10 protein-coding genes are annotated in these 14,932 nt (G+C 46.5%); 5 read left to right on the top strand and 5 right to left on the bottom strand.

Annotation, left to right across the window (positions count from 1 at the left end; translation table 11 throughout):
• The first annotated feature begins 189 nt into the window (after nt 1-189).
• From R7040_RS09510 to dhaR, 4 genes are all read left to right on the top strand, one after another.
• The gene (locus R7040_RS09510; RefSeq protein ID WP_005379710.1) at nt 190-2,142 is read left to right on the top strand and encodes a PTS mannitol transporter subunit IICBA; all 1,953 of its coding nucleotides are present in this window, start codon (nt 190-192) and stop codon (nt 2,140-2,142) included.
• Between the two features lie 111 nt (nt 2,143-2,253).
• Nucleotides 2,254-3,402 carry a mannitol-1-phosphate 5-dehydrogenase gene (locus tag R7040_RS09505; RefSeq protein ID WP_062730758.1) on the top strand — a complete coding sequence of 383 codons (1,149 nt, stop codon included), beginning with the start codon at nt 2,254-2,256 and terminating at the stop codon, nt 3,400-3,402.
• An 86-nt stretch (nt 3,403-3,488) separates the two neighbouring features.
• Nucleotides 3,489-4,019 (top strand): MltR family transcriptional regulator, encoded by a 531-nt coding sequence (locus R7040_RS09500; RefSeq protein WP_005379708.1) that lies wholly within the window; start codon nt 3,489-3,491, stop codon nt 4,017-4,019.
• Nucleotides 4,020-4,164: 145 nt separating this feature from the next.
• Nucleotides 4,165-6,090 carry a dihydroxyacetone kinase operon transcriptional regulator DhaR gene (gene dhaR / locus R7040_RS09495; protein WP_318096709.1) on the top strand — a complete coding sequence of 642 codons (1,926 nt, stop codon included), beginning with the start codon at nt 4,165-4,167 and terminating at the stop codon, nt 6,088-6,090.
• 78 nt (nt 6,091-6,168) lie between these two features.
• On the opposite strand, the gene ptsP is transcribed toward dhaR, so the two are convergent.
• From ptsP to dhaK, 3 genes are read right to left on the bottom strand one after another with little or no spacing between them, the layout of a single operon-like run.
• A complete protein-coding gene (ptsP, locus tag R7040_RS09490; RefSeq protein ID WP_318096708.1) occupies nt 6,169-8,568 on the bottom strand; it encodes a phosphoenolpyruvate--protein phosphotransferase in 2,400 nt (799 codons plus the stop codon).
• A 1-nt stretch (nt 8,569) separates the two neighbouring features.
• Nucleotides 8,570-9,205, bottom strand: a complete 636-nt coding sequence (gene dhaL, locus R7040_RS09485; protein WP_005379705.1) for a dihydroxyacetone kinase subunit DhaL — start codon at nt 9,203-9,205, stop codon at nt 8,570-8,572.
• Between the two features lie 15 nt (nt 9,206-9,220).
• Nucleotides 9,221-10,279 (bottom strand): dihydroxyacetone kinase subunit DhaK, encoded by a 1,059-nt coding sequence (gene dhaK, locus R7040_RS09480; protein ID WP_005379704.1) that lies wholly within the window; start codon nt 10,277-10,279, stop codon nt 9,221-9,223.
• 353 nt (nt 10,280-10,632) lie between these two features.
• Between dhaK and R7040_RS09475 the strand changes: the two genes are divergently transcribed.
• The gene (locus R7040_RS09475; RefSeq protein ID WP_017820260.1) at nt 10,633-11,715 is read left to right on the top strand and encodes a glycerol dehydrogenase; all 1,083 of its coding nucleotides are present in this window, start codon (nt 10,633-10,635) and stop codon (nt 11,713-11,715) included.
• Between the two features lie 84 nt (nt 11,716-11,799).
• On the opposite strand, the gene glmS is transcribed toward R7040_RS09475, so the two are convergent.
• Nucleotides 11,800-13,632: a glutamine--fructose-6-phosphate transaminase (isomerizing) gene (gene glmS / locus R7040_RS09470; protein ID WP_005379702.1), complete on the bottom strand. Its 1,833-nt coding sequence runs from the start codon at nt 13,630-13,632 to the stop codon at nt 11,800-11,802.
• Between the two features lie 110 nt (nt 13,633-13,742).
• Complete coding sequence (locus R7040_RS09465) at nt 13,743-14,504, bottom strand: DeoR/GlpR family DNA-binding transcription regulator (RefSeq protein ID WP_005379701.1); 762 nt, start codon at nt 14,502-14,504, stop codon at nt 13,743-13,745.
• Between the last annotated feature and the right edge of the window lie 428 nt (nt 14,505-14,932).

Below are 14,932 nucleotides of genomic sequence, written 5' to 3'. Positions count from 1 at the left end.
AGTTGAACTTGGTCACTTAAAAACCGTTTCTCAGCCTAAGAAATTCGGGCGTAGATCACAAAAAACCCGTTGTCAGTTCCAATTGGAAAATGTGTGGTAAATTGATTGGGTACTAAGCAATCAAACAAACGGTTTTGGCGAACCGTTTACTACAACAAGATTCATCAGAACATCGAACGGGGAATTGTTATGATATCACCAGATGCCAAGATCAAGATACAAAATTTTGGTCGTTTTCTGTCAAACATGGTAATGCCAAACATCGGCGCGTTTATCGCGTGGGGCTTTATCACTGCTCTATTTATCCCAACGGGATGGCTACCAAACGAAACATTAGCCTCTATGGTTGGCCCAATGATTACCTACTTGCTGCCACTACTTATCGGTTACACCGGTGGTAAATTAGTTGGTGGCGATCGTGGTGCGGTAGTCGGTGCAATCACAACAATGGGTGTGATTGTCGGCACAGACATCCCAATGTTTATGGGGGCAATGATGGTCGGCCCAATGGGCGGCTGGGCTATCAAGAAATTCGATAACTACATCGATGGTAAAGTAAAAAGTGGCTTCGAGATGTTGGTTAACAACTTCTCTGCGGGCATCATCGGCATGCTATGTGCGATCCTTGCCTTCATCTTTATCGGTCCATTCGTAAAAATTCTTTCTGGTGGCTTGGCGGCTGGCGTTAACTTCCTAGTTTCTGCTCACCTACTACCACTGACTTCAATCTTCGTTGAACCTGCGAAGATCCTGTTCCTAAACAATGCGATCAACCACGGTATTTTCTCTCCACTGGGTATCCAACAAGCGTCTGAAACAGGTCAATCGATCTTCTTCCTAATCGAAGCAAACCCAGGTCCTGGTCTAGGTATCCTGCTAGCTTACATGGTGTTTGGTAAAGGTACGGCTCGTCAAACGGCAGGTGGTGCATCAATCATCCACTTCTTCGGCGGTATCCACGAGATTTACTTCCCATACATCCTAATGAACCCTCGCCTAATCCTTGCGGCTATCGCAGGTGGTATGACTGGCGTATTCGTTCTAACTATCTTTAACGCAGGTATCGTTTCTCCAGCATCACCAGGTTCAATCTTTGCAATCTTGTTGATGACTCAGAAAGGCTCAATCGTTGGTGTTCTAGCGTCTATCGCAGCAGCAACAGGCGTGTCATTCGCCGTAGCAGCACTGCTAATGAAGACTCAAACGTCAACAGAAGAAGACGGTGATGAAGCAGCACTAGAGAAAGCAACATCACAAATGAAAGACATGAAATCTGCATCTAAAAACGATGCGGTGGTAAACAGCCAAAGCAAAGGTGACGTAGACCTAGCGACAGTACAAAGCATCATTGTCGCTTGTGATGCGGGCATGGGCTCGAGTGCAATGGGCGCGAGCATGCTACGCAAAAAGGTTCAAGACGCAGGTCTGAACATCCACGTAACCAACCTTGCCATTAACAGCTTACCAGAGAGTGCAGATATCGTGATTACTCATAAAGACTTAACGGATCGTGCACGTAAGCATGCTCCAAACGCACACCACATTTCATTGACTAACTTCCTAGACAGCGAAATGTACAACCAGCTAGTCACCAAACTACTAGCCGCACAAAACCAATCCGCAGCCAATGACGACCAAATGGTAAAAGTGTCGCTCGTGGCAGCAAACGACGACAACTTCGAGCCACAGCAAACGTCGGTGTTCCAAATCCAGCGTGAGAACATTCACCTAGGTTTGAAAGCTGCCAACAAAGAAGAAGCGATTCGCTTCGCGGGCAACAAGTTGGTCGAACTTGGCTACGCAGAACCAGAATACGTAGACGCGATGTTTGAGCGTGAAGCATTGGTTCCAACTTACCTAGGCGAATCTATCGCAGTGCCTCACGGCACGGTAGAAGCGAAAGACCGCGTGAAGAAAACCGGCATTGTAATCTGCCAATACCCATCGGGTATCCAATTTACTGAAGACGACGATGATGTAGCGAAACTGGTTATCGGCATTGCCGCTAAGAACGATGAGCACATCCAGGTGATTACCACCATTACGAACGCGCTCGATGAGCCGGAGGCAATTGAGAAGCTAACCAGCACCAACGATGTGGAAGAGATTCTGAACATCCTTGGCGGTCAACAAGCGGCTTAATTACCCCTTTAATTTGCTCCTGAGGCAAATGAGGTCAGCTGTCACCCCCTATGCGGTTGGCCTCCCCCTAGTTTCGTAAGTCAACATTTTAGACATTGGTAGGTAAGAATTATGAAAAACGCAGTTCATTTTGGCGCAGGTAACATTGGTCGTGGCTTCATCGGAAAACTCTTAGCAGATGCAGAAGTCGAGGTCACATTTGCAGACGTTGACGCTCCACTCGTCGACCAACTGAGTCACAAGCAAGAATACAAAGTAAAAGTGGTCGGTACTGAGTGCCAAATCGACACAGTAACTCACGTCACCGCGGTAAACTCAGCCAGTGAAGATGTCATCGACCGCATTGTAAAAACCGACTTGGTAACAACAGCGGTTGGCCCTAACGTACTGGACATCATTGCAAAAACCATCGCTACCGGCATTGCTAAACGCTTTGCAGCAGGTAACGATAAACCATTGAACATCATCGCGTGCGAAAACATGGTTCGTGGCACGACTCACCTAAAAGGTGAAGTGTACAAACATTTGGATGAATCATTACACGCGAAAGCAGACGAGCTAGTTGGCTTCGTCGACTCCGCAGTGGACCGCATCGTACCACCAGCAGAAGCGGCGAACGATGACCCACTAGAAGTCACTGTAGAGAGTTTTAGCGAATGGATTGTGGATGAGCAGCAATTCAAGGGCGAAATCCCTGACATAGCTGGCATGGAAAGAACCAACAACCTAATGGCATTCGTAGAACGCAAGCTATTCACTCTCAATACAGGCCACTGCATTACCGCTTACCTAGGTTGCTTGAAAGGCCATCGCACCATTCGTGAAGCAATTGAAGACCCAAGCATTCACGCTGAAGTAAAACAGGCGATGCAAGAGAGTGGTGAAGTGCTGATCAAACGTTACGGCTTCGACCGTGACATGCACAACGCCTACATCGAGAAGATTTTAGGACGCTTTGCCAACCCTTATTTAGTTGATGAAGTTGATCGTGTTGGTCGCCAACCAATTCGTAAATTAGGTGCAAACGATAGATTAGTGAAGCCTTTACTCGGTACAATTGAGTATGGCACTGAAAATCAAACACTTTTGAAAGGCATTGCCGCTGCGTTGAAGTACACTAACGACACTGACCCACAAGCCGTAGAGCTACAAAACTCATTAAAAGAAGTGGGTGTGAAGAAGACGCTAGCGACATACACAGGTCTTGCAGAAGACAGTGCTGAAGTGGCTCAAATCGAGACACTTTACAACCAACTTTGATTTACCTAGGGGAGCTCGGCTCCCCTTCTATGTCCTTCTCTGCTTGAAGAGTTGGGATAGCTAATAATTAGAAATGTATTCAGTATATGGCAGATAACATCAACGAAACCGAGATCATTGAGCGATTAAACAGCGCACCATCGGTACGAGGCTTTTTCATTGCAGCAGTCGACGTTTTTAACGATTCGATCGACGGGTTGGTGCAAAGAATCTTTCGTAAAGATAACTTCGCTGTTCAATCAGTTGTCGGTCCGCTGCTACAAGACTCTGGACCGCTGGGCGATCTGTCTGTTCGTTTGAAGTTATTGTTTGGCTTGGGAGTGCTCCCCGATGACATTTACCACGACATCGAAGACATCATCAAACTCAAAAACCAACTCAATAGTGACGCTTCAGATTACGAATTCACTGACCCGAATATTCTAGAACCAATTAAGAAACTGCACTTGGTGAAGAAAATGGGCATGGTACAACTGGAAGTCAGCGAACCAGATGACGACATCGACCTTGAGTTTTATCAGCTACAACTGCAACGTCAACAACAAATCATTAAGTCAGGGCTCTCACTTGCCATTGTCGAGATTTGCAATGAGCTCGGCAAAGACAGCCCTTTTTAATCGAAAAACTGGCACGGAAGCCTCCTCAACTCGCCCCCCTTTTTGCACATTCTTCTATACAACGTGCGTGAAAGCCATCACAGTCCATATTCCGATGTCTCTGTAACATCAGACCAATCTATCGCTAGTATTGAAACGGTATCGCATGCTTTCAATCGAAGACACTAAAACTAAGTGGGAGTTTTTCCAGAAACACCACTGGGTATCTCCAGAATTTTCCCGCACTCCCGTCCTCGAGTCGTGGGAGCGTTGCATAAAGCAATGCAGCCCTTACACCTGGTCAAAACCACATATTGCTTCTGGATTTACCTTCTCATCTCTAATGAAGCGCAACGAATATCTCATCGAATGCGCCACGACCGTGCTTGAAGATACGTACGATATGCTTGGTGACGAAGACCTGGTATTGATGGTGACTGACGGCAACGGCTGCGTTCTATCTGTTGTGGGACATAACTCAATGCAACAAGAGATGCAGGCGCTCGGTATTAAACAAGGCTGTTTTCTCTCCGAAGGAAAGATAGGCACAAATGCAGTCAATCTCTGTATCAACACTCATATCCCGTGTGAAGTTTTTGCTGCCGAACATTTCAATCGCCACTTGCACTCTTATGCCTCTGTAGCGGCGCCTGTTTTTGACCAATTTGGCAAATTACGCGGTACAACATGCCTTTTCAGAAAAGCGGAAAGCTATAAGAAAGAAGACTTAGTCATCATCGCGTCGAGCGCGAAAGAAGTCAGCTTGCAAATCCACATTCAGTCGGAACAAGAAAACATGAACCGCCTCACTTGTGCGCATAACGCAACGTTAGAGTGCATGGATGACGGCCTTCTGGCCTGGGATGAAGAGAGCCGTATAACCATGGTAAATCACCAGTCCGAGCGCTTGTTAAACATTAAAGCCAGTCAGGTCTTGGATAAAGAAGTCTTTTCTGTTTTGCGCTTCCCACCGAATGTCCTTACTAGTATTGAGTCAGGTGCGAGCATAAACCGTAAACTCACAACGGTAGAGGTTCGTGGCGAGTTTGTTGAAGCGATCATCACCTTGCGTCCACTCAACGACGGCACACACTTATTGTTCTTGCACCCTATCGATAAAATTCGCGAACTTGCTCAACAACAAATAGGTGGCAGTGCGCGCTATACGTTCAGCACTTTGCCTGTCATTTCACGAAAAATGAAGCATGTCATTACCGTTGCAAAACGGGCCATAAAGTCCAAATCACCGATTCTAATTACGGGTGAAGAAGGTGTAGGAAAAGCCACTCTCGCCATGGCGATCCATAACGAAAGCACTTACAAAGAAGGGCCGTTCATTACGCTCAACTGCCGCTCCATCAATACAGAGCAACTGGTCAAAGAAACTCTGGGGTATGACGAAGGGCAAGGCATGCCTTCAAAGTTTGAGCTCGCCCATGGCGGTACGCTCTTTTTAGAAAAGGTGGAATATCTGTCGCCCGATTTACAAGCCGTGCTACTTAAGTTGTTAAAAACTGGGCTCGTCAGCCGCAGCGACAGTTTGCGATTGATCCCCGTAGATTTTCAACTTATTACCAGCACCGCTTCAGAGATCAGCGAGTATGTCACTCAGCGCTCATTTGGTCGGCAACTTTATTATGAAATCTCCTCGAACGAGCTGCATATTCCACCACTACGAAAGCGTAAAGAAGACATTGAATTTCTCGTCCAGCAGCTTATCAGCCATTACGAACGCCGCCACAATGTGACGATCTCGATAGAGCCAGTCGCACTGGAAGCGTTGATGAATTTTCGTTGGTCAGGCAATAACTCCGAATTAAGAAACCGAACTGAGCGAATTTTGCTGAACCGCAGTTCGAACTTAATCAAGCTGAACGATATTCCTGAAGACATTAAACTGAATTCTTGCCATACCGCAGAAAATACGCCAGTAATCACGTTAGAAGAAGCCGAGAGAAGAGCTATCGTTCAGGCTTGGAATCAGTGTGATGGCAAAATGCATGATATGGCGAAAGCATTGCAAATTGGCCGCACTACCTTATGGAGAAAAATTAATAAGTTTGGGCTGCAGGAGCAAATGAAGCTGTATTAAGCCAAGAAGTGGCGTTCCTACAAAAAGTAAAACCGGCGTAAGCACGCCGGTACAGATGTACTAACGATAAGATATCGACTAAACATCGACAGACAACTGACGAATCTGCGCTTTTAGTCCCGGTAGCAGACTCGCACTGGCGCTGAATTTTCGCAACCCCACGCGAAGCAATGTTTCTGTGGCATTTGGATCGCCAGCCATCTCACCACACATACTAACCGGTATACCCGCGCGATCGCCTGCTGCACACGTGAGCTCAATGGCTTTTAGTACCGATGGTTCAAAGTAGTTCACCAATTCAGCAACAGCGGCGTTACCTCGATCGGCGGCCATAACATATTGAGTCAAATCATTGGTGCCGATAGAGAAAAAGTCGACTTCTTGGGCTAACGCATCAGCATTTAATACTGCGGCTGGCACCTCAATCATAATACCAACGGGCAAATGAGTCGCATCCAAGCCGAGTTGGTTTGCTTGATGCGCCAACAGCGCTTTTACTTTTCTCACTTCTTCAACCTGAGCCACCATCGGTATCATCAATTGAATATTCGGTTGCTCGTGAAAGGCTCTCAGAATGGCTCGAAGTTGAGCGGTAAACAATGACTCATGTTGAAGACACAACCGCACCCCTCTCAAACCTAAAAATGGATTATCTTCTGCTGGCATAGGATAAGCGGCTAAAGGCTTGTCACCGCCAACATCTAGACTACGAATCGTAAGTGGCTTATCACCAAGTGCGGCAGCAATATCACGATACACTTGATATTGCGCTTCCTCAGTCGGCAACTCATCACTGTTTTGAAATAGAAACTCAGTCCGAAATAGACCAACGCCCTCAGCCCCCGATGTTAGTGCATCATCAATATCTTTCGGTCCACCAATATTGGCGAATACTTGAATATGGACACCATCACAGGTGACTGCGGCTTGCTGAGCACTCGCTAATGCACGTTGTCGGATGCTTTGCCACTCAATTTGCTGAGCTTCTAATTCCTGCTGTACGGCATCTGAAGGAGAGAACCATAAATGCCCTCGGAAGCCATCAATAGTCACCACTTGACCAGCACGCACAGCATCAAGGCAGCCCTGAGCTTTAACGATGGCAGGAATCCCCATCGCACGAGCAAGAATCGTACTGTGAGAGGTTTTCCCTCCCTCACTCAAACAGATACCAAGCACTTTCGATTTATCAAGCCCGGCCACATCAGAAGGCATCAGGTCGCGGGCCAACAAAATACTCGGTTCCTGAATGTCGATGGCATTAGGCGTTACGCCTGTCATTTCGACCATAACTTGGCGTGCGATATCATGTACATCTGCTTCGCGTTCCCGCATGTACTGACTTTCTGCCTGGCGAAACTCTTCGGCCAACGTTTGCAGTGATTCTACCCAAGCTTGCTCGGCTATCATGCCCGTTTGAATTCGCGACTCGACCGATGCCCATAATTCTGGGTCACTGAGCATCATGCTATGAGCAGCAAATATTTCCCCTTTCGGCTGCTTCGCTTGCTCCTGCAAATGTTGAACAACCACGCCTATCGCACGCTTAACCCGTTCAATTTCATCTTGTTCACTTTGGAAATCACGTTCAGGCACTGCTGGCATTTCATGAGTAAAAAGGACAGCAGGAGCAGTAGCGATACCGTCATTGACTCGAATACCAACAACAGCACCTTCAATCTGATTTGAGGCCATGCCATCGAGCAGAGTATCTGAACTTTCTTCAGGTTCGATAATGCCTTGCTCAACCGCCTCTTTTTCTCCGAAGTGCTCATAAGCTAAGGCTTCAAATGCCTTGATTGCTTCACTGGATTGAGAGCCGAGTGCGCACAGCGTGATCGTCTCTTGGCTACGAACGCCAAGTTTCGCAATGCTGTTTAAGCTTTTCGCGTTCACACGGCGCTCGCCTTTTTTCAACCATAATTGGCAGTCAAAAGGCGCGAGTGCACCAACAATGGCCGCAGCGGGACGAGCATGTAATCCATGCGGATTTTGCACTACCCAATCAAATGTCCATTCTTGCTCAAAGTTCTCTGATACTGGCGCTATCTCAGCGGATGTTAGTGGCTGATCACCAAGGTGCTCTTGTTTTACGCTTAACGCATTCTGTGCCTCTTCGACTACCGTCGATAAAGGCAGTCCGGCGGCGGCAGCCACCGACGCCGCCATGGTTCCTTCAACAATAGGTGCCGAGATAAGGGTGACATTTTCCCTCACATGATCATCAATCAGGTCCAGAGCCATTTCCGTGCTAAGCAACGCGCTGCCAAGATCCATCAACACAACAACCCCTTGTTGATCTTGTACCTGCTCAATCGCTTCCATCACGGCAATGGCATCGGTTCCGATCGGGTTCTCTGGATCATCAATCCCAGCAGCAATCGCAAGCTTGGCTTTGCCTTGCGTCATTTGGGTGGCAAGTTCTGCCACCCCTTCGGCAAGTCGACGACTATGAGATACAACTACAATTCCCACCATCTTAATTACCTGCTATTGCCTGCTGTAGTGCTTTAATCATTAACAAAGAAGAGGTTGCACCGGGATCTTGGTGACCAATACTGCGTTCACCTAAATAGCTTGCTCGCCCTTTTTTCGCCAACATTTCAATCGTGGCAACCGCGTTCGTTTCTGCTAGCTCAACCATTTCATTAAGTAAGTGATCGGCGCTCATGCCATTTTCTAACGACGCCTTCACGCTAACTAAAACGGGTAACCAAACATCACACATGGTTTTATCACCCAGTTCCGCTTTACCACGAGACACCACGCCATCCACACCGCTTTTTAGTGCATCGACCAACTCTTCAAACGTTAGTTGCTCTCGGGTTCCGACAGCGGCAGCCGTGCGAATAAACAGCGTGCCATACAGCGGGCCACTTGCCCCACCAACACTAGAAAGTAAGGTCATGCCCGTATTCTTGAGAATGCTGCCGATATTTTGGTCCGCAAATTGCGGCAGTTTTTCAGCAACTTTTTTAAAGCCACGGTTCATATTGAGACCATGGTCTGCGTCACCAATATCACGATCAAGGTCGGTCAGAAAATCTTGATTCTCTTGATACGTTTTTGCACATAACTCTAGCCAGTGAACGATATGTTGTTTTTCAATTTGCATGTTTGCTCCCCCCTCTTACCACTTGATCGCGGCCGTATCGACAGGAGCATCGAACAGCTCCAACATCTCTTTATCTGCCTTCAGCAACGTAATCGAAACGCCTTCCATATCGAGTGACGTACAGAAGTTACCAACCATATTACGCACGATACGGAACCCTGCTTGCTCGCAGTTATGAGCCAGACGGCGGTACACTCCGTAAAGCTCTGAAGTTGGCGTACCGCCCATACCATTCACCATCACGATGTAGTCGTGTTCAGCGGCGAAAGGCTCAATGCTGGATTCCACTTCATCCCATTCACCTTCGTCACGATTCCAAATACGCAATGTGCGCTGATAAGGTGTGTTTTCAGCAACTTCAGCAAACATTTCATCCACTAACGTATCGACATCGGTGTATTTCACTCGCTTGATACCTGGTTCACCATGGATACCAACACCAAACTCCACTTCATCATCTTCCAGAACAAAAGATGGTTTACCTGCTGCGGGTACAACACAAGCATTAAGCGCCACGCCAAATGAACGACAGTGATTATTAACGCGACGAGCCAGTGCTTCACATTGCTCCAACGAATAACCTTTGCTCGCGGCAGCCCCAACTAACTTTTCAACCAATACCGTTCCAGCTACGCCACGGCGACCAGCGGTATACAGGCTGTCTTTGACTGCAACATCGTCATCCACCAACACCGACCCAACTTTGATGCCATCGGTATGAAGCAGCTCCACAGCCGTTTCAAAGTTCAACACGTCTCCGGTGTAGTTTTTAATGATAAATAGCACGCCTTCACCAGTATTCACTTGGTTGCCACATTCGTACATTTGATCTGGCGTTGGTGAAGTAAATACCTCTCCAGGGCAGGCGCCTGTCAGCATGCCTTTACCAATAAAACCTGCGTGCAAAGGTTCATGACCACAGCCACCACCAGAAACCAGTGCCACTTGCCCCGGTGTTTCCTCGTGCCACATGTAACGAGGTTCGTAGTTCGCTTTTAGCTCTGGGCGAGATAAAGCCAGACCTTCCATTTGCTGCAATACAACATCATCAACTTGGTTAATTAACTTTTTCATCGTTCTATCTCATTCCATTTATATTTTTATGTAGGGTATGAATTCATCTTAAACAGAGAAAATGCGTGCTCAACAAAAATCAATCCGTTTCATATTGAAACAAAAACTTCGGCATTATTGTTTCAATATGAAACGAAAAACGACAAATTTTCCTGAATAGTGATCGTCGCCATAAAGCATGCTGATTCTTATTACTTCTGGCAGTCGGTTTGACACAGAGGTCATAAAAGCATGGAACAAAACCAGAGATATCCTTCACCACTTACCACACCAAACCTAATATAAACCTTATCCCTACAATGGATATTCATTGCAGTCCAAAACACACATAAAAAAGGTTAAAGGTTTGAATTATGGACAAAATTATTATCAGCCCAAGCAAATACGTCCAAGGTGAACAAGTACTTACATCTATCGCTCACTATGTGAAAACATTGGGTGAACGTCCGTTAGTAATTGCCGATGAGTTCGTGACTAACCTGGTTGGTGATGACGTCAAACAAAGTTTTGCTGACGAAAAGCTTCCACTCGCTATGAACATTTTTGGTGGCGAATGTTCACGCGTTGAGATTGAACGCATCACGGACATTTGTGCCACTCAGAAACACGATGTCATTGTCGGTATTGGTGGTGGTAAAACGTTAGATACAGCAAAGGCTGTTGCGTTTTACACAAAAATTCCTGTCGTGGTGGTTCCTACGATTGCCTCGACTGATGCGCCAACCTCAGCGCTTGCGGTGATATACACACCTGAAGGTGAATTTGCAGAATATTTGATGATCCCTAAAAACCCAGACATGGTCATCATGGATACGTCAGTCATCGCCAAAGCCCCTGTTCGCTTACTTGTATCGGGGATGGGCGACGCGCTTTCCACCTACTTTGAAGCTCGTGCCAACATGACTTCTGGTAAGGCAACAATGGCTGGTGGGTTAGCGACGCGTTCAGCACAAGCGCTTGCGAAACTTTGCTATGAAACCTTGCTTGAAGATGGTGTAAAAGCAAAAGCTGCAGTAGAAAATGGTGTGAGCACCAAAGCGGTAGAAAACATTATTGAAGCCAATACATACCTTAGCGGTATCGGTTTTGAAAGCAGTGGTCTAGCGGGTGCTCACGCTATTCATAACGGCCTAACTAAGCTTGAAGAGTGTCATCATCTCTATCATGGTGAGAAAGTCGCGTTCGGCACACTAGTTCAGCTGGTACTAGAAAACGCAGCGATGGAAGAGATTAATACGGTTCTTGCATTCTGCCGCTCTGTAGGTCTACCAACCAACTTATTTGATATGGGCGTTAAAGAGCTTAACCACGCTAAGTTGCGCGAGGTCGCCGAAGCCTCAACGGCCGAGGGAGAAACCATCCACAATATGCCATTCCCAGTGACGGCAGAAAATGTCTACTCTGCAATTCTAACCGCTCACCAGTTGGGTCAATAACTCACAAACCTTAAAATGGGTTTAAATAAAAAAGCGGCACATACTCTCGCATGTGCCGCTCAGGATTTTTGCTGTTAAGCGTAATTACTCAACCGTTACCGCTTTCGCTAGGTTACGTGGTTGGTCTACGTCCGTACCTTTGATCAGTGCTACGTAGTAAGACAGCAACTGCATTGGGATGGTGTAGTAGATCGCCGCCGTGATTTCACTAACGTGAGGCATAGTGATGATCTTCATTGTCTCATCGCCTTCGAAGCCTGCGTCTGCATCTGCGAATACGTATAGAAGGCCGCCACGCGCACGCACTTCTTCAACGTTTGATTTTAGCTTTTCAAGTAGGTCGTTGCTTGGTGCAACCACAACAACAGGCATGTCAGCATCAATTAGAGCCAGAGGACCGTGTTTCAGTTCACCCGCCGCGTACGCTTCTGCGTGGATGTACGAGATCTCTTTCAGTTTTAGAGACGCTTCCATCGCGATTGGGTAGAACTCGCCACGGCCTAGGAACAATGTGTGGTGCTTGTCTGCAAAATCCGTTGCAAGTGCTTCAATTTCTTTCTCGAAAGAAAGTGCCGCGTTGATTTGCTTAGGAAGTGCGTGTAGCGCTTCAACAATCTCTTTTTCTTTCTCTTTGCTGATGCGACCTTGCTCTTTACCCAGTGCTGTTACCAGCATAAGTAGTGCAGAAAGCTGAGTCGTGAACGCTTTGGTTGAAGCCACACCGATTTCAACACCAGCGCGAGTCATGAACGCAAAATCTGATTCACGAACCAGAGAAGAGCCTGCTACGTTACAAATGGTCATCGCCGCCATGTAACCTTTCTCTTTTGCTAGGCGAAGTGCTGCTAACGTATCTGCAGTTTCACCAGACTGAGACAACGTAATAAGAAGGCTGTTTGGACGAGTCACAAACTTGCGGTAACGGAATTCAGACGCAATTTCTACATCACAGCTAACGCCTGCAATGTCTTCAAACCAGTAACGTGCCGTCATACCTGCGTTGTAAGACGTACCACACGCCACGATTTGTACGTGTTCTACTTTGCTTAGAATGTCTGCCGCGTGCACACCGATCGCGTCTGTCACAACAGAATCTGACGTGATACGACCTTCCATTGTGTTGATCAACGCTTTAGGTTGCTCATAGATTTCTTTTTGCATGAAGTGACGGTATTGGCCTTTATCACCTGCATCATGCTCTGCATTAGATTCAACAATTTCACGCTCAACTGGCTCACCCGTTGCATCAAACACAGTGACTTCACGGCGAGTAATTTCTGCTACGTCCCCTTCTTCTAGGTACATGAAACGGCGCGTAACGTTAAGTAATGCAAGTTGGTCAGACGCTAGGAAGTTTTCACCTACACCAAAACCGATCACGATCGGGCTGCCTGAACGTGCTACTACGATGCGAGATGGGTCTTTGCGATCCAACGCTACCGTGCCGTATGCGCCTTCAAGTTGTTTTGCTGTTTTTTGTACCGCTTCTAATAGCGTTTCTGAAGTACGAAGTTCCCACTCAACCATGTGTGCGATAACTTCTGTATCCGTTTGCGATTCAAACACGTAGCCACGAGATTGAAGCAGCTCACGCAGCTCTTCATGGTTTTCGATGATGCCGTTATGGACCACTGCGATATCACCAGACATGTGTGGGTGAGCATTGATTTCAGAAGGTTCACCGTGCGTCGCCCAACGAGTGTGCGCAATACCAGTTCCGCCGATCACTTTTGCTTCTTCTACTGCATCAGCCAATTCTTGTACTTTACCCAAGCGACGAACGCGCGTTAGGTTTGATTCGCCATCAACAACCGCAACGCCAGCAGAGTCGTAACCGCGGTACTCTAAGCGGCGTAGACCTTCAACCAAAATTTCTGCAACATCTCGTTGTGCTACTGCACCTACGATTCCACACATGTGTTTATCTCCGTTTGTAGTTTTGTTCTTCCCTAGCCATGATTTCAAATAGAGGCAGCAAGCAAAGGCCTTTATCCAGAGGGAAGTAAAATATGAAACTGATTACATTATTAGGCGCAAATGACTTTCACGCCATGTTGTTCAATCTGTACTTTATGCTCTGCTTGGATATCTGCATCGGTCACCAACACATCAACTTGATGCCAAGCGAGCTCTAAGTTTGGGATCTTACGGCCGATTTTTTCGGACTCGATCATTACGATCACTTCACGTGACGCTTCTGCCATTACCTTACTTAAGCCAACCAACTCATTAAATGTCGTGGTTCCACGCTCGAGATCGATGCCATCCGCACCGATGAATAGTTGGTCAAAGTCGTAAGCTCGTAATACAGATTCGGCCACTTTGCCTTGAAAGGACTCTGAGTGCGTATCCCAAGTACCGCCAGTCATCAGCAGTGTCGGTTCGCTCTCTAATTCATTTAGGGCGTTAGCAACATGCAACGAGTTGGTCATGACCACTAAGCCACGTTTGTCATTCAACTGTTGAATCAGCGCGGCAGTCGTGCTGCCACTGTCGATCACGATGCGATTATGATCGCGAATCAATGATGCTGCTGCTTTTGCTAAGCTTAACTTTCGAGTCGAAACATTAGCGCCCAATTCTTCGTGAATGACTTCCTTTGGGATAGCAATCGCACCGCCATAGCGGCGTAGAAGTTGGCCGTTTTTCTCTAAAGAAGCTAAATCCTTTCTAATCGTGACCTCTGAGGTTTCGAATTTCTGAGCAAGTTCATCAACGCTGACTTCTCCTAGTTCAGAAACCAAGTTAGAAATGGCGTGTCTTCTTAATTGAGTATTTCGTTTCGACATTTAAGTTTTGATTTTAAGTTTCGATGTGAAACTTATTATAGTCAAACCGAAACTTTTAAGTCCATTTATTTCGATCCAAAAAATTAATATTTCTCGATAAAACCTTGTCCTAAGACAATTCTTAAACAGTGATATTGGATTCATTCAGTGGTAGAATTCGCCACCGAAAAGAAAAAAAATTACAGAATTGAAGGCTATTTTTTTGCAACTTTCTGCATATAAAGTGGGATTAGTCACAAAAAGGTAACCAAAATCGCCGATCTTTTAGTCATAAAATGACTAAACTTGGTGAAAGACTTTCAGAATCTGAAGTTCTAATAATGAGACGAAAAATCGGTGGGTGACAGGTACTAAATGTCATCAAAAACGTCCTGACTTCAGAGTAAATAACCGACTTTCAAATTGTAACTATACTTATCGGAGAGTAT

The organism is Vibrio sp. 1069 (assembly GCF_033340555.1).
Note: the sequence above shows the minus strand (reverse complement) of the source record. Positions and strands in the feature narration are given on the sequence as shown.